This window comes from Erythrobacter sp. HA7-11, from assembly GCF_055693605.1.
In genome coordinates this window covers 273,557-295,530 of the sequence record NZ_JBVFUF010000002.1, presented here as the reverse complement: position 1 = coordinate 295,530, position 21,974 = coordinate 273,557, and the positions used below count along the sequence as shown (strand labels likewise).

Genomic DNA, 21,974 nt, shown 5'->3' with positions numbered 1-21,974 from the left:
GATGGCGCGACACCAGACCCCTCAGGAAGAACTGCCCGAGCTGTGGTTGCTCTCAGACGAGCGTAATGACGCGGTTTTGGAAGCTGCGATTGCGGCGCTGCCCAGCAGGTCAGGCTTTGTCTTCCGGCATTACCACCTGTCACAGCAAGCACGCGCCACCCGCTTCGCTGCGCTTTTGCCCATGCTGCATGAAGCCGGGCACTGGGCGATTGTCTCGGACGCAGCGGATGTTGCGAGAGCGTGGGGCGCAGATGGCGTCTATGGCCCCTTCTCTCGCATCCCGCCTGCTGGGATGAAATGGATCGCGACCGCGCATGGCGAAGACGAGATGGTCGACGCTGATCGCGGTGCAGCCGATGGAATCATGCTCTCGCCCGTCTTTCCAACTCGCTCGCATCCGGGCGGCGAAGTGCTGGGACCGGGCGAGTTTCATCGTCTCGCGCGCGCTTCTGTCAGCCCGGTCATCGCGCTGGGAGGCATGAATGCGGAGCGAGCAAAGGAGTTGAAGTGGGACCGCTGGGCCGCGATTGATGGCTTGAGTGATGGGTCTCAGATCACCTAACTTCCCTTGACCCAGACTCCCGCAAGATTCATGGTGTGTTCCATAAGGAGTGATGGGGCGGCCTGACATGGCAACACGAGCGATAAACATGCGAAAAAACAGTGGTGATTGGCGCGCGGCTTTCCGCCGATCCATGCGCCGCTTCGCGCAGATGACGGGCGCGGGCGTTCTGGTCGTAACGCTCGGATTTCTCACGCTTTCCCTCGCCAGCTACACGCAAACCGACCCGAGCCCATCGACCGCAGCTTCCGGTGCTGAAATCAGCAATTGGATGGGCGCTTGGGGCGCATGGGCGGCAGACCGCGTGCTGTTCGCATTTGGTCTGACATCGGTGCTTTTACTGCCACTCCTGTATATTTCTGCGCGCAAATTGTGGCTCGACGTCGAAAACGGCGATGAGCCGGAGAATACACGGTGGTGGTTGCCGACGGGCATGCTGCTGGTAGCGATGATCCTCCTTTCGACCGTGCTCGCGCTGGTGTTTGATGGACCAGGCGGCACCCTGCCAGCGCAAATGGGCGGCGTATCAGGGTTGCTGGGCGCAAGTGCGATTGAGGCGGTCGCAGGCCGCTTTGGCGAGGGCGCATCGGGTTGGATCATTATGGGTCTGGCGCTTGCGTCGCTCGCTGGCGGTGTGGCGCTTGTTACCCGTGTGTTCGCGATTGACTGGCGCGGGCTGCTCACATTGCCGAACTTCATCCGTGAACAAGTGTTCGCACGCATTCCCGGTCTGCCCGACATGCCGAAAGCGCCCACCATGTCGCTGCCCGGCACAAGCGAGCGCAAGAAGGCCAAAGCCACAGCCAGTGAGGCCAAGCCGCTGCCCGAGCCGACACAGCGCCGCGCGCCGGAGATCACCGACCCATCGGCACCGCCCAAGCGCGCCAACCCGGCCAAGACCAAGCAGCGCGATATGTTCGCCGATTACGATCTGCCGAGCCTTGATCTGCTAGCCGATCCGCCACAAGACAACGCACCCAAACTCGACAAGCTGGCGCTCGAACGCAATGCCCGCCTGCTCGAAAATGTGCTCGATGATTTCAACGTGAAGGGCGAGATCACCGCCGTGCGTACCGGCCCGGTCGTCACCATGTACGAGCTGGAGCCAGCGCCGGGTATCAAGGCTAGCCGCGTTGTCGGCCTCGCCGAGGATATCGCCCGCAATATGAGCGCGATTTCCGCGCGCGTCTCGCCCATCCCGGGCAAGACCGTGATGGGCATCGAACTGCCTAATGCCGACCGCCAGATGGTGATGCTGAAAGAGCTCGCCGCCTGCGCCGATTTCGCCGAAAGCAAAGGCAGCCTGCCGATCATTCTGGGCAAGGATATCGCGGGCGAACCAATTGTCGCAGATCTTGCGGCCATGCCTCACCTGCTTGTCGCAGGCACCACCGGTTCGGGTAAGTCGGTTGGCCTCAATTGCATCATCTTGAGCCTGCTCTATCGCTTCACGCCAGCCGAATGCCGGATGATCCTGATCGATCCGAAAGTGCTTGAGCTCGCCAGCTATGACGATATCCCGCACTTGCTCTCACCCGTGGTGACAGAGCCGCACAAGTCTGTGCGCGCGCTCAAATGGGCGGTCGAGGAGATGGAGCGGCGCTATCGCATGATGTCGAGTGTGAACTCGCGCAACATTGCGAGCTTCAACGACAAGGTTTCCGTCGCTGCCGCCAAGGGCAAGCCATTGGGCCGCCGCGTGCAGACCGGTTTCGACCCCGAGACAGGCGAGGAGCTGTATGAGGAAGAACAGCTCGATTACGAACCGCTGCCGCAGATCGTCCTGATCGTCGATGAGCTCGCCGATTTGATGGTCACGGTCGGCAAAGAAATCGAAGTGCTGATCCAGCGTCTCAGCCAGAAATCGCGCGCCGCCGGTATCCACCTGATCATGGCGACACAGCGTCCGTCGGTCGATGTGATCACCGGCGTCATCAAGGCGAACCTCCCGACCCGTATTAGCTTCAAGGTGACGAGCCGGATCGACAGCCGAACCATTCTTGGTGAACAAGGCGCCGAGCAGCTGCTTGGCCGAGGCGATATGCTCTACAAACCGAACACTGGCGCGATGGTGCGTGTGCACGGGCCGTTCGTATCTGACGAGGAAGTCGAGTCAGTCGCGGATTACTGGCGCGCTCAGGGCAAGCCTGAATATGTCGATGCTGTGACCGAAGAGCCCGAAGATGGCGGCGGCTTCGCATTCGAAGACGAAATGACCGCCAGCGACGACCCGGCAGAGCGCAAATATCGCCAGGCCTGCCAAGCCGTGTTCGAGGCGCAGAAGGCTTCGGGTAGCTGGCTCCAGCGCCAGATGGGTGTCGGCTACAACACCGCGGCCAAATGGATCGAGCGGATGGAGGCCGAAGGGCTGGTTGGCCCGGCCAACCATGTCGGACGGCGCGAAATCTTCCGTGATCAGGACGGCAATCCGATCTAAGGTCAGGCTATGACCGACCCGGCACTCAAGCTGGACACAGACCACGCCATCATCCTGTTCGATGCCGAATGCGTGCTGTGTTCGGCCAACGCGCGATTCGTGCTCAAGTTCGACCGCAGGGCGCATTTTCGGCTTGCATCGATGCAGAGCGGGGTCGGTGCGGAGCTGTTCCGCAGCTTCGGCATTGATCCAAAGGACCCCGATACGATCATTGTCGTCGAGAACGGCGATGCACGGCGCAACAGCGATGCCGTGCTCGCGATCTATCAAGGGCTCGGTTGGCCGTGGAAGGTTGCGGGCATCCTTCGCTTGATCCCGCGCCGGGTCCGCGACGCGATCTACGGGGTGATCGCGCGCAACCGCTACAAGATCTTCGGCAAGCGTGAGACGTGCTGGATGCCGCCCGATCATATGCGTGACCGCCTACTTTGAAGCGGGCGCTCATCATCGGGGGCTATGGCGGCTTTGGCGCGCGCTTGGCGCGGCGGCTCGACCAAGATGGCTGGCATGTGATCGTAGCCGGGCGCAGCTCGGAAAAGGCGCAGGCGATGGCGACAAACCTCGCTCATGCGAGCGGCATTGCGCTTGATCGGAGCAGCGATATTGCGCCAGCGCTGCGAGAGCACAAGCCGCTGGTCGTCGTCGATGCAGCGGGACCGTTTCAAACCAGCGATTACCGCGTCGCCGAGGCCTGCATCGCTGCGGGTGTACACTATCTCGATCTTGCCGATGCGCGCGCCTTCGTCACTGGAATCGGCTCGCTGGATCAAGCTGCAAGAGTCGCAAGCGTCGCGGTGATCTCCGGCGCATCGAGCGTCCCGGCCCTGTCGGGTGCCGTCCTGCGCCACCTCACCAACGGAGGAAGCCAAGTCACCCGCGTCGATATGGCGATCAGCGCTTCCGACAAAGCGAGCGCGGGTCAGTCGGTCGCCGCGGCGATCCTTTCCTATGTCGGCCAGCCCTTGCGGGTGTGGCAGGGGCAGAGATGGTCGCGCGAATATGGCTGGCAGCAGGTTAAGCGCGCCCGCGTTACCGCGAGCGATGGCAAGAACACTACGCGCTTTGCCGCCGCTGCCGATGTACCCGATCTCGACATCGTTCCAGCTGCGCTTCCCGGTCAGCCTGCAACACGCTTCAGCGCCGGGCCGGAATTCGGGTTTCAAGTGATTGCTATGTGGCTGCTTAGCTGGCCGGTGCGCTGGAAATGGCTCTCATCGCTCAGCCGATTGAAGGGACTGCTACTACCGCTGCAAAAGCTGACCCAGCCGTTCTCCGATGGGCAAAGTTTTATGACCGTGGACGCCTGCGTAGAAAGCGAGGGCGCCTTCGAAAAGCGCCGCTGGCACGTTATTGCGCGCGATGGCAACGGTCCGGAAATCCCAGTGCTGGCCGCGCAATTGCTCGCCCGCTCAATCGCGGACGGCACGGCCGAAGTAGGCGCACGGCATGCTGGCGAAGAACTTTCGCTCGAGCAGTTTAACCCACTATTCGACGAACTCGAATTGGAGTGCGAGACGACCTCCCAAAGCTACACGCCGCTCTATCGACGCGTCTTGGGCGACCAATTCGCAGTCCTGCCGAAACCCATTCAAGACCTGCACAACTTATGCGGAGACGGCGGTGCAGCGGGCCGCGCGCAAGTTAGACGCGGCACTAATCCGCTAGCGCGCCTCATCGCGGCAATCATCCGCTTCCCGCCGCAAGGCGAGCACGATCTGCATGTCTCATTCCGCGAGGAGGACGGACGCGAGCGCTGGACCCGCGATTTTACTGGCCAGCGATTTCACAGCACGCTCGCCGAGGTAGGCGGCCATCTGACCGAGCGCTTCGGCCCGATGCGCTTCGCGTTCGATTTGCCAGTGAACGAGCAAGGCCTGGAAATGCACATCCGCAGCTGGACCTTGCTGGGCGTTCACATGCCGCTAGCTCTAGCACCGCGCGTTGCCGCAAAAGAAAACGTCGAAGACGATCACTTCGCCTTCGACGTTTCTATCAGCCTGCCGTTTGCCGGCCTGCTGGTTCACTATAAGGGCAGACTTCGGCCTATCCGGTCAATGCCTGCCTCTTGAGGGGTTACTCAGCTGGCGCTTCGAGATCCGCCTTGGTCAGAACGATCTGGTCATTCACCTTCGCGGTGTTCGCCGCCATCGTGTCAGCAGGCGACGCAACCAGGCCGATTTCAGCCAGTGGACCGCCAGCTTCCCAGTTCTTCACCCATTCCTGAAGATAGACATCAAGGCCTGGGATCGCTCCCATGTGAGCCTTCTTGACGTAGACATAGAGGGGGCGCGCGCCCGGATAGGCGAAGCTCGAGATATTTTCATAGGTCGGATCGACACCGTTCATTGGCAGGCCTTGGACTTTGTCGGAGTTTTCTTCGAGGTAAGAAAAGCCGAACACGCCAACCGAACGCGGGTTGCCTTCGATCTTCTGGACGATGAGATTGTCCTGCTCGCCTTGGTCAATATAGGCGCCGTCCGAACGCACTTCGGTGCAAACCTGGTCGTAGCGATCTTCGTCGCTGTCCTTCAGCGCTTCCATTTCTGGGTTGGTCTTGCAACCGGCTTCAAGCACGAGCTCTTTCAGCGCGTCGCGCGTGCCCGATGTACTTGGCGGACCGTAAACGAGGATCGGCTCCGCCGGCAGTGACGGGTCAACATCGGCCCAAGTCTTTGCGGTTTGTTCGCCGCCATAAGGGGCAGCCGCAAGCGCTTCATAGACGATCTTCGGCGTGAGGTTCAGCTGGATGCCGCCCTGTGCCGATGCGAAAGCAATGCCGTCCAAGCCAACCTGCAGTTCGATGATGTCGGTTACGCCATTTTCCTGGCAGCGCTCGAACTCGGATACTTTCATGCGGCGCGATGCGTTCGCCATGTCCGGCGAATCTGCACCCAGCTTAGTGCAGAACAGCTGGATGCCGCCGCCTGTGCCGGTCGACTCGATCAGAGGTGACTTAAAGCCTTCGTTATTGCGGACGAAGATCTCAGCCACTTGCTTGGCGAACGGAAAAACGGTTGAGGAGCCTACGGCACGGATGGAATCGCGCGAGCCACCGCCAGTGTCAGCGGAGTCGCACGCCGCAAGCGAAATGGATGCCATCAAGGCAAATGCAATTGTCTTAGTCGGTTTCATAAATTCTTCCCTGATCTAAATTCTTGTCGCGCCCTTAGTCAGCGGCTGTGACAGCCATGTGACAGCAAGAGCGTCTCCGTTATCAAAAGTCGATTTGCGCCCGCACGCCGAACACGTCGACGATGTAGTCTGTGTTGCCCGTGGCAGTCGGGAATGCGGCATCGTTGTAATTGAGGATGCCGTAATTCGCGAGGAGCATGGTGTAGTCGGTCGGCTTCCATACGAGCGAGACGAAGTATCCATCCTGTGTGCCGCCGATGATCGGGCCGTCACTAAGGTCAAGTCGATCGTAACGCAGGTTCAATTGAACCGAGCCGAATCCGCCTTCACCAACCGGATTGGCAGGCTTGGTGCGGTCAAACTTGCCACCTTTATAGCCGCGCGTATCGCCCTTGGTCAGGAAGTATCCGACCTCGGCATATCCGCCGAAGAATGTCGGGTCAGATGCCAGTGTTGGCGCGTCAACTTCACGCCAATAGCCTTCGACCGCGCCGTGGAAGGGGCCCGAAATGAAGGCCCCTTCAACACCGTAAGACAGCTCGCTGTCGGCGGCGAAATTGCCCGTATTCACAAAACGATTGCTGGTGAAGGACACCAGCGGACGCTGGCGATAGCGAACCGTCCCGTCGGTATCGACTTCGCGGTAGCTCAGATGCCCACCCAGGTGCAACTGAGCATCGCCAATCTTCGGCATGTAGACCACGCGCCCATCCGCGCTCCACGCGTCATTGGTCAAGCGGTCCATGTTGTCAGAGAATACGCCGGCCTGCACCAACACGTCACCAGCGCCATATTCTACGCCAACACCAACGCGGCGGATAAAGCCAAACGCATCGGTGAACGCAGCGCGCTCGATGAAGCTGGTGTGGAGCGAGCTAGTCAGCTCCTCCAGCGACTGGAAGTTGTTGAACTGTCCAACCATCACTTCAACATCGCCAGTTTCATAGGAGATGATCGCGTCGGTGACGGCAAGATCGCTGTTCGCAAAATCGAGCTCGAACTTATAGCCGAAACCGCCGGGGATATCGCCTGAAGCACCCAGGCGCGCGCGGCGCACATCATTGCTGAAGCCTTGGCCTGCGCCTGTTGAATCAGGCGCGTTGATTGTGCCAGCGTCGAATTGCAGGCGGCCACGAGGTTTGAAACTAAAGCCGCTCTCGCTCTTGACCTCAGGCGCGCCCTTGAACGCGATAGAGGTGTCTTCTTTCGCCTCAGCCGCTGCGATGGCGGTCTGCGCGGTTTGCGTAGCCGTGCTGGCCTGAGTGGTCGCAGCTTCGGCTTCTGCCTCAACGCTTTCCAGCTCTGCTTCGAGTGTATCGATGCGGTCGGCCATCTTGGCCATCATCGCCCGCATTTCGGCGAGTTCTTGCTGCAGCGCTTCATTGTCCTGAGCCGCGAGCGGGCTGGCGGTTGCGGCCAATACGCTCGCAAGGGCAATATGAGAAATCTTGGGTGTCATCGCTGGTTCGTCCTGTTGATCTGTGACGCCCGTATGATCCTGGTGCGTCACCTTCATGACGGATATGTTTCAGATCAATGACAGTGGAAAACTATCCTGCGCCTTTAGGCTTCGGAAGTGCGTTTTATCTCTAATCTACAAGTGTTTAAGCCGACGCGCGCCATTGGCGATAGCGCTTGGCCCGCTTCGCCGCACGGTACTGATCGGCCACCAGCGCGACAATGGGCGAACCGCCATCGCCCGGCGTCTTTCCTTTGGCCATGCGTTCAAGCTGCGCCTTGGTGAGCGCCATAGTCGCAAGACCCTTAAGCGAAGCGTTGGACCAATTCGCTTCAGGTAGCGTTACGTTCATGTTCTGCTGCGCCTGCCAATGCTTGGGCAGGTTGGGATCAGCCGCGAGCGCGCGGGCGATGCCGAGGATTTTCACACCAAAGCCATGCTCATCTTCAGCCAGAGCGGCTTCAGCGACCTCCAGCCGGGTGATCCCGCCGGTGACCATAATCGGCATGCTAGCGACCTTCGCGATATCACGCGCAAAACCGATGAAGTATGCCTCGCGCTGGCCGGTCGAGCCTTCCTGCGGATTGCCCTGCATGGCTGGGCTCTCATAGCTGCCGCCAGATAGCTCGACAAAGTCGACACCTTTCCCGTCGAGCCATTTCACGACCTGCTGCGCGTCTTCAAAATCAAAGCCGCCGCGCTGGAAATCGGCTGAATTGAGCTTAATGCTTACCCCGAAACCTGCGCCGACCCGTGTCCGAACGTACCGTGACGATCTCCATCAGGAAACGCGCACGGTTTTCGAGGCTGCCGCCCCATTCGTCGTCGCGCTTGTTCGTCAGCGGGGAAAGGAACTGGCTGACCAGATAGCCATGCGCGCCGTGGATCTGCACGCCGTCAAACCCGGCCTGTTCGGCGAGTTCTGCAGTATCGGCAAAGCGCGTAATGATCGTGGTGATCTCTTGCTGATCCAGCGCACGCACCGGCGCGAACAGCGAAGAAAACTTGCCGAGATTAAGCTCCACGCCCGATGGCGAAACCGCTGTCTCGCCCATGCTCTTGTACAGCTGGCGACCGGGATGGCTGATCTGCAGCCAGAACTGCCCGCCGCCCGCTTTGCCGATCTCGGCCCAGCGTTTGAACGGGTTAAGATCCGTGCCCTTTTGCAGCACCACGGCTCCGGGGCCCGTAAGCGCGGAAGGATCGACCATGACATTGCCTGAGAGGATCAGGCCCGTGCCACCCTCGGCCCATTGGCGGTAGAGCGAATAGAGTTTCTCGCCCGGATACTGGCCCGGCTGCACGGCGAGATTCTCTTCCATCGCCGCCTTGCAAATCCGGTTCGGAATGACCGTGCCGTTGGGCAGGGTCAGCGGTTCAAACAGTGCAGATGTCATTTACGTGTTGTCCTGCTCAAATGGCGCCATAACTTCGGGGCGGACGCGGGCGAGCCGCTGACTTTCGTGGTCGAGCATCGCCCATGTGGTGCGCGCGGCGACCAGCAGTTTGCCGTCGCTGCTCCGAAACTCGACCAGACGGTCCGACTTTGCGCCTTTGGCCCCATCGGGGATCCACGTAGTCGCCTCGCACGTCTCGCCTTCGCCGATATTACCGCGATAATCGATCTCGTGCCGGATCACGACCCAGAAGAATTGCTCGACATGCGCAGGATCAGCCGCCGCCTCCCAATGCGCGGTCGCCATGTCCTGAATCCATTGCACCCATACCGAATTGTTGACGTGGCCAAGCTCGTCGATGTGGTCTGCGGCAGCGGTGAAAGTTTTGGAAAAGCGCGCGCTCACTCGGCCTCGCTCTGTTCGGTCAGCCCCATTTGCCACAGGATAAAGGCGAACTCTTCAGCCGTCTCATAAAGCGAGTTCCAACGGCCCGATTTGCCTCCGTGTCCTGCGCCCATATTGGTCTTCATCAACAGCACGTTGTCATCCGTCTTCACATCGCGCAGTTTGGCAACCCATTTGGCTGGCTCCCAATAAGTCACGCGCGGATCGTTTAGGCCTGCTGTGACCAGCATCGGCGGATAATCCTGCGCCTTCACCTGGTCATAGGGCGAATAGTGCAGGATGTAGGCAAACGCCTCTTTGCTGGTGATCGGATTGCCCCATTCCTGCCATTCGCCCGGCGTCAGCGGCAGGCTTTCATCAAGCATGGTGTTGAGCACGTCGACAAACGGCACGTGGCTGACCACAGCACCATATTGCGATGGGTCTTGATTGACGATTGCGCCCATCAGCTCACCGCCCGCCGAACCGCCGCTGGCGGTCACTTTGCCTTCCGCGGTGTAGCCTTTCGCGATCAGCCCGCGTCCTACATCGACGAAGTCGTTGAAAGTATTGGTGCGCTCCATCAGCTTGCCCTGCAGATACCAGCGCCGTCCCAGATCATCGCCGCCGCGAATATGCGCGATGGCATAGGCAAAGCCACGATCCACCAGAGAAAGCCGCGTGGTCGAAAAGCCCGGCGGCACGGCATAGCCATAAGCGCCATAGGCATAGAGGTGCAGCGGACCGCCTGCAGGCCGGTCCTTACGCATCAGGATACTGACCGGGACCATCGTACCGTCGCGCGCTTGGATTTCGACCCGCTCGGTGGTGTAGAGGTTCGCGTCATAGCCGCTGGGGATTTCTTGCTGCTTCAGCAGTTCGAGCCCCCCCGATGCGACGTCGTAATCATACACCGAATCTGGCGTGACCATGCTCTCATAGGCGAGCCGAAGCTTTTGGATGTCATATTCGGGATTGTTGGAGAGGCCAGCATTGTAGCTAGCCTCCGGGAAGGCAATCGGACGAGCTTCGGTCGGCGCATCATAGCTGCGCAATTGGACCTGATCCAAGCCGTTGAGACGCCCCTCGGTGACGAAGAAATCTTTGAACAGCTCAAATCCGGTGAGGTAGAACTCGTTAGAACCGGCGATCACCGTTTCCCATTCGCCCGGCGTCTTGATCGAGGCCTTGGCGAGCCGGAAATTGATGTGCTCATCATTGCTCCAGATGTAGATGACATCGGAATTGGTCGGCTCGGTGCGGACATCGACGCTGTATTCCACGCCCTTTTGACGCGCTTTAACGAGGATCTGCTCGCCGGTCGGGTTGTCCGCGGGGACCAGCCGCACCTCGCTCGTCTCATTGTCGCCGGTGGCGATGATCAGCCAGTTGTCCTCGGCGCTAAGCCCAAAGCCGACGCCAAAGCTCTGATCGGCTTCTTCGTAAAGCGTCACATCCTGATCATTCGGCGTGCCGATCACATGCAGCTTGGCTTCGAGCGTGCGCCATTCCTCAGTCGATGGCCCGTAAACCAGCGCCGTGTCATTAGCGACCCAGGTCAGGCCGCCGCGCAAGTTTGTGAGCTCGTCGGCGAGCAGCTCGCCGGTCTCAAGATCCTTGATCCGCGCGGTGTAGCGCTCCGACCCATTGGTGTCGGACGAATAGGCAAGATAACGTCCGTTCTTGCTGACCGACGCTGCGCCCAGCCGGAAATATTCATGTCCTTCGGCAAGCGCATTCTCATCGAGGATCAGCGCCGCATCACCGCCCGCGACCGGTTTGCGGTAATGCTTGCGATATTGCGCGCCTTCTTCGAATTCGGACCAATAGAGATAGTCGCCATCCTTTTGCGGAACGGTGCTGTCATCCTCTTTGATCCGCGCGCGCATCTCCTGAAACAGCTTTTCGGTGAGCGCCTTGTGCGGGCCCATCTGCGCTTCGAACCAGGCGTTCTCCGCCTTCACATAGTCGAGAATATCCTCGTCATCGATTACCGGATAGGACTGGTCTTTCAACCAGTGATAGGGATCGGAAATCGTGATCCCGTGATGCGTGTATGTGTGCTCGCGCTTTTCGGCGATGGGAGGAGATGTGGGGGCCGATTGGCTCGCCTCTTTTGTCACAGTATCAGTGTCCTCTTGTGTGGCTGCGCTCAAAGGAGGAGATGCCACCAGCGAAAGGGCAGCGGCGAGCGCGAAAATCGATGGTGCAGCCTGCTTCATGGGGATCAGCTTTCCTTGTGGTGCGCGAGCAGATGGGTGGAAACCCGGCTCGCGGCAAACTATGGTGGCTTCATAACCGAATGGCTGCGCGCGGCAAGCGCGGGCCCGCTGATTAGGAAACGCCCCGATGCTGATGCAGACCCATGAAGCCCGACTCGCCGCTTTGCGCGAAGAATTGAAACGCCGCGATCTTACTGGCTTTATCGTGCCGATCTCCGATGAACATATGAGCGAATATGTCGGCGATTATGCGCAGCGGCTCGGCTGGCTGACGGGTTTCGGCGGATCGGCGGGCTTTGCCGTGGTCACACTCGATTCTGCCGCAATGTTCGTCGATGGCCGCTACACGGTGCAAGTGCGCGATCAGGTCGATGGTTCGCTCTATCAATATTGCTCGATTCCCGGTGATAGCCTTGGTGCATGGCTGAAGCAGAACACGCCGAGCGGATCGCGCATCGGCTATGACCCGTGGTTGCACACCTGGAAATGGGTTGAGGCGGTTGAGAAGGTGGTCGAGCTAGCAGGCATCACAATGACCCCGGTCGAAAGCAATCCAATCGACGCCGTGTGGCAGGATCAGCCCGAACCATCCTCTGCGGTCGCCATCGTGCATGAGGATGAGCATGCTGGCCGATCGTCAGCGGAAAAGCGTGCAGAAATTGCCGATTGGCTCACCAGTGAGGGGCATGATGCGGTGGTCATCCCTGCGCTCGATTCGATTGCATGGCTGCTCAATATTCGCGGGGAAGATGTGACGCATACTCCGGTCGCGCTGTCCTATGTGATCGCTCATAAGGATGGCCGGGCGGACTTGTTCATCGCGCCTGAGAAGGTCACACCAGAACTGACCCAGCATCTCGGCAATGCGGTGACGATCCGCGACCGTGATGCGTTTGACGGCGCGCTCGGCGAATTGTCGGGCAAAAGCGTCAGCGTCGATCCCGATTTCGGCGCTGTGGCCATAGCGCAAAAGCTGCGTGCGGGCGGCGCTAAGTTCGTCTTCAAGCAAGATCCGACCATCCTCGCCAAAGCGGTGAAGAACCCGGTACGAACAACAGGGCCACCGCGATGCGCAAGCGCGCGACGGGGCAGCGGTCAGCCGCTTCCTGCGTTGGCTCGAAGTAACCGCGCCGAGCGGGGAGGTCGATGAGCTGGGCGCAGCGGCAAAGCTCGCCGAATTCCGCCGCGAAACGGGCGCATTGCGAGATCTCTCCTTCGACACGATCTCGGCTGCTGCCGGACACGCCGCGCTGCCGCATTACAAAGTCGACGAAGACAGCAATATTCCGATCCCGCCCGGCAGCATCTATCTGGTCGATTCCGGCGGACAATATTCAGACGGCACGACCGACATCACCCGCACGGTCTGGATCAATTCCGCTGACGGCAGCGCTGAGCCAAGCGCAGAAATGCGCGACCGCAACACGCGCGTGCTGAAAGGGCACATCCAGATCGCCAAGGCCGTCTTTCCTCAAGGCACAACCGGCGGACAGCTCGATGTTCTCGCGCGGCAATATTTGTGGGAGGCGGGCGTCGATTACGCGCATGGAACGGGGCACGGAGTGGGCAGCTTCCTCGCCGTACATGAAGGCCCGCAGCGCATCGCCAAGCCGACCGGCGGGCAGGCCGGGACCAATCAGGAATTGCATGCGGGCATGTTCCTTTCCAACGAGCCGGGATATTACAAGCCCGACGCATTCGGCATTCGGATCGAGAACCTCGTACTGGTCGAAGAACGCGCCATCGAGGGCGCAGAGGGGCGCTATCTGGGCTTTGAAACGCTCACCTTTGTCCCGCTCGACCGCAGACTGATCGAGAAGAGCCTGCTGACAGACAGCGAGATCGCGTGGGTCAATGCCTACCATGCGCAGGTGCGCGCGGTGCTCGCCCCGCAATTGCAAGGTGATGATCTGGCCTGGCTCGAACGCGAGTGCGCGCCGCTTTAACCCGCTTGCGAGCAGCGTTTTGTTCCTGTAATGTTCTAATCATCGAGTCGCGGTGATCACTGCCCGCCGCGATCCAAGAAGAGGGACATCACAATGATCGGATATGTAACGCTGGGAACCAATGACTTACCGCGCGCGGCGAAATTTTATGACGCGATTGCCGAGCAGTTCGGCGTCGGGCGGATGATGGACTTCGACACTTTCATCGCATGGGGCTCCATGGGCGGAGCACCAGGCGTGGCCGCGACCAAGCCGTTCGACGGGGAAGAGGCAACGGTCGGCAATGGCACGATGGTCGCGCTGCAAGTCGACAGTCCGGAAAAGGTGCAGGCTGTCTATGACGTGGCGCTCGCCAATGGCGGCAGCGACGAAGGCGCGCCCGGCCCACGCGGCGATGATGGCTTTTATGCAGGCTATTTCCGCGATCCGGATGGCAACAAGCTCAACGCCTTTTGTATGACCCAAGCATCAGGGTAACAGGCAAACCGGAGAGGGCGGCTTGCTCATGAATGAACAAGCCCCGAGCTCTGATACAATTTGCGACAATTCTACTGAATTGAGGGATAATCCTGCGACATTAGCCGCTTAAAAGGAGTGTCATGAGTTGCGGCGGTTTTTGCCGAATATACATACCCCTGATGGCCCTCACAAAGGGCTAGCTGGCCACTCCTCCCACTTCGTTTGGGCCAGCCGGTGCGCCGCCGCAGCTCTTGAGAATAACTGAATTCGGAGAACGATAATGCGTAAATTGACCCTCACACTTTCGGCAGCAGCCCTGGCGCTTGGCGTCGGGACTGCAGGTGTTGCCCTGGCCGATCACCACGGCGGCAAAGGCAAGGCCGACGCGAATGGCGACGGCATCGTCTCGCTTGATGAAGCCAAGGCTCACGCCGACCAGCGTTTCGCCCGCATGGATGGCAATGGCGATGGTGTGCTCAACGACGAAGATCGCGCAGCCAATCGGGCTGAGCGCTTCGCAGCCGCCGACACGGACGGTAATGGTGAGCTTTCGCGAGCTGAGATGACCGCCGCACGCGAAGCCCGCGATGCCAAACGCGAAGAACGCCGTGTTGAGCGCCGCGCAGAGCGTCAGGCTCGCCGGTTTGAGCGCCTCGACACCGACAATAGCGGCGGTGTGAGTGAAGCCGAGATGGCAGCAGCCCGCGAGGCACGCGGTGATCGCGCAAGGCGGGGCGGCAGAGGCGGCGATCGTGCGCAGCGCATGCTGCGCCGTGCCGATACCAATGGCGATAGCGCCGTCAGCCGCGCCGAGTTTGATGCGGCGATTGAGGCTCGCTTCGCCCGCGTCGATACCGACGATTCGGGAACAATAACCGCTGAAGAGCGCGAAGCCGCTCGCGAAGCACGCCGTGCGCAGCGCAGCGAACGCCGCGAGCAAATGCGCGGCCAGCGCATGGAACGGCGCGAATCGCGCTAATCAAAGGCAATTGCTGACATAGTGCTCGGCCCGCTCGCATCCCTTCCATGGGTTGCGCAGCGGGCTGGCTCGCGCCATGCCTGTGCCCCACCAGATCCATGAACGAAGCCGCCCACACCTCTATCCTGCTCGTCGACGATGAGCCGAGCCTGCGCGAGCCCTTAGGCGAATATCTGCGCGGTCAGGGCTTCGCTGTTACTGAAGCTGAAAGCGCAGCGGTACCGCCCGCGCCGTGCTGGTGAACGCGGTGCCCGATATCGTCTTGCTTGATATCATGATGCCGGGCGAAGACGGTCTCTCGCTCTGCCGCCATCTGGTTGAGACACGCGGGCTACCCGTCATCCTGCTCACTGCCAAAGGCGAATCCACGGATCGCATTGTCGGGTTGGAACTGGGCGCGGATGACTATGTCACCAAGCCGTTTGAGCCGCGCGAATTGGTCGCTCGCATCCGCTCCGTCTTGCGTCGCGCGCAGCGCAGCGGGTTTGCAAACAGCAGCCTGCCGGATGAGCAGGACTGGCACTATCACTTCGAAGGCTGGGTGCTCGATCCGCTCAAACGCAAGCTGATCGACCCCGAAGGCGTGACCGTACCGCTTTCGACCGCCGAGTTTCGCCTGCTGCGCGCATTGCTCGACAATCCGCGCAAGGTGATGGACCGTGATCGGCTGCTCGATATGGTGCAAGGTCGCACCGCGCAGCTGTTCGACCGCGCAGTCGACAATCAGGTCAGCCGGCTGCGCCGAAAGATCGAAGTCGATAGCCGCGACCCGCTGCTGATCCAGACGGTACGCGGCGGCGGCTATCGCTTCGCGGCACAAGTAAAGCGCTTCGCCCCCTCGCCAAACCAGTCTGAGAGCCAATGAAGCGGCTGCTGCCCAACAGCCTCCTTGGCCAAGTGATGCTCGTGCTCGCGCTCGGCTTGCTCGTTGGCCAGGCGATTTCGGCAGTGCTTCTCTACCGCGCAGCCGAAGATCGCCGCGAAACAGCACTGGTGAGCGCGCTCGCTTTCCGCCTCGTGATAGAAGTCACCCGACCCGAAATCGCAGAGAGACGCGCGCGGCGGGAAGCAAGGCGAGCAGAACGGCGCGAACTTGGATTGCCGGTTCGCGAACTGCCGCCTGGCCCGTTTGGAGGCCGGATGAGGTTTGGGATCGAGACGGTCGAGACCTCTCCGATCCAGGATGACGAAGAGCGGCTTGCCAAATACGAAAATGCCCTACGAGAAGTGCTCGCACAGCAAGATATCGTCGCGGGCGAGATCGTTATCACAAAGCGGCGAGCCGCCGATGACCCGTTTGTCCGCCGCTTCGTGGAAAACAGGGCGCAGCCTGATCGACCCGGCTGGCAGGAAAGAACTATTCTAGTGGCTGCTGTTCAGCAGTTGGGTTCGAGCGACTGGATGGTCGCCCGTGTCGCGGCGCCGCGCGCGCCGAGAAATGCACTCGGAACGATCGTGCTGCAAACAGTGCTGATCTTTGCGATCCTGTTTGCGCTTTTGTACTTTGTCTTGAGGCGCATCACGCGTCCGCTTGCCACTTTGACCACGCGGATGACCGATTTTTCCCGCAAGCCGGATCAGGTGGTTTTGCTCGAGGAAAGCGGCCCTGCTGATATGCGGCGGTTGATCGCGGCGCATAATGCGATGGAGACGCGAATTGCGGCGCTGCTCGATGAGAAAGACGTAATGCTCGGCGCGATCGGTCATGATCTCAAAACCCCGCTTGCCGCCCTGCGGGTGCGCATCGAAAGCGTGCCCGACGATTTGCAGCGTGAGCGGATGGCCGCCAGCATCGAAGACATAACCGAAACGCTTGATGATATTCTGGCGCTCGCCCGCGTGGGCCGCTTGTCTCAGGCAGTGGAGCCGGTCGATCTAGGCGCACTTGCCGCCAGCGTGGTCGACGAATTCGAGGATCTCGATCAGCCCGTGACCCTGGTTGAGAGTGAGCGCCTGGTCGCGCCTGTGCAGGTCACCTGGGTCAGGCGCGCACTGCGCAATCTCGTCAGCAATGCGGTGCGCTATGGCGGCACTGCACGCGTCTCACTGGCCGACAATGCAGATGCCATCATCTTGTGCGTCGACGATGATGGGCCGGGCATCCCTGACGAGGCAATCGCCGATATGCTCGAGCCGTTCACGCGCGGCGAAGGGTCTCGCAACCGCGCGACTGGCGGCGCAGGACTCGGCCTGACTTTAGCGCGCGCCATTGCCGAACAGCATGGCGGATCGCTTTCGCTCACCAATCGCCGGGATGCCGATGGCATTGTCGGCCTGCAGGCAGAAATGCGCCTGCCCAAAGGCTGACAGTAAGGCGAGGCCGCGTTAGGACGCTGAGCCCTCAAAGCCGGAGACCTTCCTTGCCCCACACGCTCTACGCCGCGCCGCTGTCGCTCTATTCGGGAAAGGCCCGTGCTTATCTCGATTGGAAGGGTGTCGATTACACCGAAGTGCTCTCCACGCCAGATGTCTACCGCGACGTGATCGTCCCGAATGTCGGGCGTCCGGTGATCCCCGTGCTGCAGACCGAAACCGGAGAAGTCTTGCAGGACACCTCGCTCATCATTGATCATTTCGAAGTGAGCGAGGAAGAGCCGAGTATCTACCCTGATAGTCCACGCCAGAAACTCGCCGCTTTGCTGCTCGAGTGCTTTGGCGATGAGTGGCTGGTGATCCCGGCGATGCACTATCGCTGGAACTACAATGAGGAGTGGGTTTACGGCGAATTCGGCAAGGTCGCGCTGCCAGATGGCACAGCAGAGGAACAATATGCCGCTGGCAAGGAGCGCGGCGCCGCTTTTCGCGGCTTCGTGCCGATGCTGGGCATTAACGAAGCGACAATTCCTGCGGTCGAGGCGAGCTATGAAGCACTGCTGGCTGACCTCAATGTGCATTTTGAAGCGCATGACTTTCTGTTCGGCTCGCGCCCTTCAATCGGTGATTATGGCCTGATCGGTCCGCTCTACGCGCACAATTATCGCGACCCCGCGAGCGGTGAAATCATGCGCCGCCTCGCCCCGCGGGTGGCGGCCTGGGTCGAGCGGATGATTATACCGCAGGCGCGCTCAGGCGAGTTTCTGGCAGGCGATAAGGTGCCCGAGACAGTGATGCCGGTGCTCGCCCGGATGATGTGCGAGCAAGTGCCGCATCTGCAGAGAGTCGCGCAAATGCTGGACCAATGGCATGCCGGCAATCCCGGCGCTGACCTGCCGCGCGCGCTCGGCATGGCCGGATTCGAGATTGAAGGCGTGAGCGCAGAGCGGATCGCGATCCCGTTCAGTCTATGGATGCTGCAACGCGGGCTTGATTACTTGCGCTCACTCGAGGGTAAAGAGCGGGAGGCGTGCGAGACCATGCTGCGCGAGGCAGGAGGCGAAGCGCTGATCGACTTCGACATGCCGGTTCGCCTCAGTTTTGAGGACCATGTTTTGCGGATTGCCTGAGCCAATACGGACGAAAGCCCGCTATCACCTCATCAATCCGCCGATCAGGTTCCTGACAAACCGCCCTGCAATCGGCCCGGCCAGATCTGTGGCGATGGATCCTGCGGCGGATGTGATTCCGGACCGCATCGGATTGGCGCGAGACTTCTTGCCCAGCATAGCAGAGGCCGCCGCGCCAGCCATGCCGCCAGCGGCAACCTTGGTGCCGCGCGAAATGGCTTTTTCCCACATGCTCTTGGTTTTGCGCGCGCGCTTGCCGACTTCCTCTTCGCCTTTTTCAGCGACTTCTTCGGCGGTCTCAGCCGCGTCAGCCGCCTTCTGCGCAAGCACTTCCTCGGCGCTTTCGCGGTCGACTGCTTCGTCATACTTGTTCTCAAACGGACTGATCGACTGAATGATCGCACGCTCTTTCTTGGTCACCGGGCCAAGGCGCGAGCGCGGGGGTTTGATCAGAGTGCGCTGCACGATGGTAGGCGCGCCGTCCTCGTCCAGGGTCGAAACCAGTGCCTCACCCACTTTCAGCTCGGTAATCGCTTCTTCGATATCGAGATCGGGGTTGATGCGGAAGGTTTCCGCCGCCGCCTTGATCGCGCGCTGATCGCGCGGGGTGAAGGCGCGCAAGGCGTGCTGCACGCGGTTCCCGAGCTGGCCCGCGACTTCCTCAGGTATGTCGATCGGGTTTTGCGTGACAAAGAAGACGCCGACGCCCTTGGATCGGATCAGGCGAACCACCTGCTCGATCTTTTCTTCGAGCGCTTTGGGCGCGTCATCGAACAGCAAATGCGCTTCATCAAAGAAGAAAACGAGCTTGGGTTTTTCCGGATCGCCGACCTCGGGCAGGGTCTCGAACAGTTCGGCGAGCAGCCACAAGAGGAACGTCGCATAAAGCTTCGGACTGCGCATCAGCTTGTCGGCTGCCAGCACATTGATATTGCCGCGCCCTTGATCATCGCATTGAATGAAATCATCGATCTCAAGTGCTGGCTCACCAAAGAAGTAGTCCGCGCCCTGCGATTCAAAGCTTAGCAATTGGCGCTGGATCGCGCCGACCGATTGCTTCGAGACATTGCCGTATTTGCCCGAAAGCTCTTTCGCGTTTTCATTCGCCCATTGCAGCATCGATTGAAGATCGCCGAAATCAAGCAGCAATAGCCCATTGTCATCGGCGTAACGGAAGACGATCTGCAGCACGCCTTCCTGCGTGTCGTTGAGGTCGAGCAAGCGCGCGAGCAGCAGCGGGCCCATCTCTGATATCGTGGTGCGGATAGGATGGCCTTGCTCGCCATACAGGTCCCAGAACACTGCCGGGTTATCGGAATAGCCGTAATCGTCCATGCCAAGCTCTTTGGCGCGACCTTCGAGCTTGTCCGCATGCTTGAAGGTCGGGCTGCCCGGCATTCCGATGCCAGACAGATCGCCCTTCACGTCCGCGACAAACACCGGAACGCCATTGGCCGAAAAGCTTTCAGCCAGACCCTGCAGCGTCACCGTTTTACCCGTGCCAGTCGCGCCTGCGATCAGCCCGTGGCGGTTCGCGCGGCTCAAGGCCAGGTGCTGGTTTTCGCCATTGGCGGCAAGGCCCAGAAAGATGTCGGCTGCTATGTCGCTCATGATTATTGGACGCCCTTTTCGTCAGATTTTCGTTTGAAAAACATGTGCAGCGCGCGGGCAATGCGGTCAAGGTGTCGACTTGGACGGTTTTTGCTCTAAGGCTGCTCGATATGGGTGAGGAAACCCCTTTCATTCTGCTTGATGATGCGCGCGCCGTGGCGGACGGCGCGGGCGAGCCTGCACCTGCTCTGCTTTACGAGAATCCGCGCGAGGTGTTTGCAGCCTATCGCGCGGGTGACGTCGAGCAAGTGCTGGAAAATGCGCGGCGTGCGCAGGCTGAGACCGGCGGCGCGCTGGCGGGCTATATCGCTTATGAAGCGGGCCTCGCGCTTGAGCCAAAGACGTTTGAGCTGGCGCGGGCGCGCAGCGGCGCCAATGGTCCGCTGGTCTGGCTTGGCCTGTTCGATGAGCCACATGAGATCCCGGCGCGGAACGTGCCCAGATGGCTCGCTTCCCGTTCGGATGGCGATGCGAGCATCGGTCCGCTTGACCCGCAATTGTCGCCCGGTGGCTATGCTGACGCCTTCGAGACTTTGCAGGAAGCAATCCGCGCGGGCGACATTTATCAGGCCAACCTCACCTATCCGCTCGCGGGCTCCTACCGCGGCGATCCGATATCGCTTTATTCTCAGCTGCGCGGCGCGGGCAATGCAGGCTATGGGGGCGTGCTGTTCGACGGCGCGCATTGGCTCCTTAGCTTTTCTCCCGAATTGTTCGTCGCGTTTGAAGATGGCGAGGCGAAGGTCAAGCCGATGAAGGGCACGCGCCCACGCGGGCACGATGCGGCGAGCGATGCTGCCTTGCGCGAGGACCTTGCGACCTCGGTCAAGGACAAGGCGGAAAACCTGATGATCGTCGATCTGATGCGCAACGATTTGAGCCGGGTGGCGGAACCCGGCAGCGTGCGGGTCGACAAGCCTTTTGCAGTCGAAAGCTATCCAACGGTGCACCAGATGGTTTCGACCGTGCGCGCGCGGCTTACGCCCGGCAAAGGACCGAGCGATCTCATCCGCGCGATCTTCCCTTGCGGTTCGATCACGGGTGCACCCAAGATCCGCGCGATGGAGCTGATCCACAAAGTCGAGCGCGATGCGCGCGGCCCTTATTGCGGCGCGATTGGCCGGATCGATGCAGACGGTAGCGCCGCGTTCAATGTTGCGATCCGCACCTTGCGGCTCAGCCCGATCGAAAATGCGCAAGGCAACGCCGTGCTCGGCGTCGGCTCTGCGATTGTGGCTGATAGCGACATGATGGCCGAGCGGCGCGAGTGCGAAGTAAAGGCCGGATTTGCGCGGCGCGCTTCGCCCGATCTCACCGCGCCGCAATTCGACCTGATTGAGACCATGCGGTTTGAGCCGGAGAGCGGGATTGACCTGCTCGAATTGCATCTGGCGCGGCTCAAACGCAGCGCGGCAGAACTTGGCACTAGCTTTGATCGCCATGCCGCGCGCAACCAGATCCAGGCGCTATGCTTTGATCTTGAAAGCGCGTGCAAGGTGCGGCTGCTGGTCTCGCGCAATAGAGCCTTGGCGCTTGAAACTGGCCCGCTGCCAATGCCGAGCGACGAGCCGCTCGCGTGCATCGCGCTGCCCAATCCGCTCGATCCATCCGACTGGCGGCTTGCGCACAAGAGCTCCGACCGCAGCTTTTACGAAGATGCCCTGGCCGCCGCAAAAGACGCCGGCGCGGGCGAAGCCGTGCTCGTGCGCGATGATGGCTTGGTGACCGAAGGCAGCTTCACCAATGTCTTCGTCGAGCAGGACGATGGCAGCTTCATCACCCCGCCCGCGACGCTCGGCCTGCTGCCCGGCATTTTGCGCGAGCACTTGATCGCGGAAGGAAAGGCGCGCGAAGGCGAGCTGACTTTGGCCGATCTCGAAGACGGATTCTGGCTCGGCAATGCCGTGCGCGGGCTTTTTGCTGCGAAACTGATATAGATGATG

Annotated in this window: 16 protein-coding genes and 2 pseudogenes; 11 read left to right on the top strand and 7 right to left on the bottom strand. The window is 60.5% G+C overall.

Translation table 11 applies throughout. The annotated features are described in order from the left end of the window. Position 1: 1 nt before the first annotated feature. The 4 genes from ACZ1GU_RS01645 (at position 2) to ACZ1GU_RS01630 (ending at position 5,068) form a co-directional block, all read left to right on the top strand. On the top strand, positions 2 to 562 hold the full coding sequence (locus ACZ1GU_RS01645) for a thiamine phosphate synthase (RefSeq protein WP_472646395.1): 561 nt from the start codon (positions 2 to 4) through the stop codon (positions 560 to 562). Between the two features lie 67 nt (positions 563 to 629). Continuing rightward, positions 630 to 2,999 (top strand): FtsK/SpoIIIE family DNA translocase, encoded by a 2,370-nt coding sequence (locus tag ACZ1GU_RS01640; RefSeq protein ID WP_472646394.1) that lies wholly within the window; start codon positions 630 to 632, stop codon positions 2,997 to 2,999. 9 nt (positions 3,000 to 3,008) lie between these two features. Further along, on the top strand, positions 3,009 to 3,431 hold the full coding sequence (locus ACZ1GU_RS01635; protein ID WP_472646393.1) for a thiol-disulfide oxidoreductase DCC family protein: 423 nt from the start codon (positions 3,009 to 3,011) through the stop codon (positions 3,429 to 3,431). Next, complete coding sequence (locus ACZ1GU_RS01630) at positions 3,428 to 5,068, top strand: SDR family NAD(P)-dependent oxidoreductase (RefSeq protein WP_472646392.1); 1,641 nt, start codon at positions 3,428 to 3,430, stop codon at positions 5,066 to 5,068. Before ACZ1GU_RS01635 ends, ACZ1GU_RS01630 begins: the two co-directional genes overlap by 4 nt. Positions 5,069 to 5,072: 4 nt before the next feature. Here the strand turns inward: ACZ1GU_RS01630 and ACZ1GU_RS01625 are convergent, their stop codons facing one another. From ACZ1GU_RS01625 to ACZ1GU_RS01600, 6 genes are all read right to left on the bottom strand, one after another. Next, on the bottom strand, positions 5,073 to 6,131 hold the full coding sequence (locus tag ACZ1GU_RS01625; RefSeq protein ID WP_472646391.1) for a substrate-binding domain-containing protein: 1,059 nt from the start codon (positions 6,129 to 6,131) through the stop codon (positions 5,073 to 5,075). Positions 6,132 to 6,213: 82 nt separating this feature from the next. After that, positions 6,214 to 7,647: an OprO/OprP family phosphate-selective porin gene (locus ACZ1GU_RS01620; protein ID WP_472646390.1), complete on the bottom strand. Its 1,434-nt coding sequence runs from the start codon at positions 7,645 to 7,647 to the stop codon at positions 6,214 to 6,216. Between the two features lie 88 nt (positions 7,648 to 7,735). Continuing rightward, positions 7,736 to 8,317 (bottom strand): hypothetical protein, encoded by a 582-nt coding sequence (locus tag ACZ1GU_RS01615; RefSeq protein WP_472648676.1) that lies wholly within the window; start codon positions 8,315 to 8,317, stop codon positions 7,736 to 7,738. Continuing rightward, positions 8,313 to 8,987, bottom strand: coding sequence for an oxidoreductase (locus tag ACZ1GU_RS01610; protein WP_472646389.1), 675 nt, complete (start codon positions 8,985 to 8,987; stop codon positions 8,313 to 8,315). Before ACZ1GU_RS01610 ends, ACZ1GU_RS01615 begins: the two co-directional genes overlap by 5 nt. Further along, positions 8,988 to 9,392, bottom strand: coding sequence for an acyl-CoA thioesterase (locus ACZ1GU_RS01605; RefSeq protein WP_472646388.1), 405 nt, complete (start codon positions 9,390 to 9,392; stop codon positions 8,988 to 8,990). Next, positions 9,389 to 11,593, bottom strand: a complete 2,205-nt coding sequence (locus ACZ1GU_RS01600) for a S9 family peptidase (protein WP_472646387.1) — start codon at positions 11,591 to 11,593, stop codon at positions 9,389 to 9,391. The genes ACZ1GU_RS01605 and ACZ1GU_RS01600 overlap by 4 nt, the downstream gene beginning before the upstream one ends. A 127-nt stretch (positions 11,594 to 11,720) precedes the next feature. Between ACZ1GU_RS01600 and ACZ1GU_RS01595 the strand changes: the two are divergent. The 6 genes and pseudogenes from ACZ1GU_RS01595 (at position 11,721) to ACZ1GU_RS01570 (ending at position 18,420) form a co-directional block, all read left to right on the top strand. Then, positions 11,721 to 13,539 (top strand): annotated as a pseudogene (locus ACZ1GU_RS01595) (aminopeptidase P family protein). 93 nt (positions 13,540 to 13,632) lie between these two features. Beyond that, entirely contained in the window at positions 13,633 to 14,016 is a 384-nt protein-coding gene (locus ACZ1GU_RS01590) for a VOC family protein (protein ID WP_472646386.1), read from the top strand. A gap of 262 nt (positions 14,017 to 14,278) precedes the next feature. Further along, a complete protein-coding gene (locus ACZ1GU_RS01585) occupies positions 14,279 to 14,977 on the top strand; it encodes an EF-hand domain-containing protein (protein WP_472646385.1) in 699 nt (232 codons plus the stop codon). 98 nt (positions 14,978 to 15,075) lie between these two features. Continuing rightward, positions 15,076 to 15,842, top strand: a pseudogene (locus ACZ1GU_RS01580) (response regulator). Further along, positions 15,839 to 17,284: a sensor histidine kinase gene (locus ACZ1GU_RS01575; protein WP_472646384.1), complete on the top strand. Its 1,446-nt coding sequence runs from the start codon at positions 15,839 to 15,841 to the stop codon at positions 17,282 to 17,284. Before ACZ1GU_RS01580 ends, ACZ1GU_RS01575 begins: the two are co-directional and overlap by 4 nt. 53 nt (positions 17,285 to 17,337) lie before the next feature. Next, positions 17,338 to 18,420, top strand: coding sequence for a glutathione S-transferase (locus tag ACZ1GU_RS01570; RefSeq protein WP_472646383.1), 1,083 nt, complete (start codon positions 17,338 to 17,340; stop codon positions 18,418 to 18,420). Between the two features lie 24 nt (positions 18,421 to 18,444). Here ACZ1GU_RS01570 and ACZ1GU_RS01565 read toward each other — a convergent pair whose 3' ends face one another. Next, positions 18,445 to 20,031: a helicase HerA-like domain-containing protein gene (locus ACZ1GU_RS01565; protein WP_472646382.1), complete on the bottom strand. Its 1,587-nt coding sequence runs from the start codon at positions 20,029 to 20,031 to the stop codon at positions 18,445 to 18,447. Between the two features lie 110 nt (positions 20,032 to 20,141). Here ACZ1GU_RS01565 and pabB point away from each other — a divergent pair, with 110 nt between their 5' ends. Further along, positions 20,142 to 21,968, top strand: coding sequence for an aminodeoxychorismate synthase component I (gene pabB / locus ACZ1GU_RS01560; protein WP_472646381.1), 1,827 nt, complete (start codon positions 20,142 to 20,144; stop codon positions 21,966 to 21,968). Positions 21,969 to 21,974: the final 6 nt, after the last annotated feature.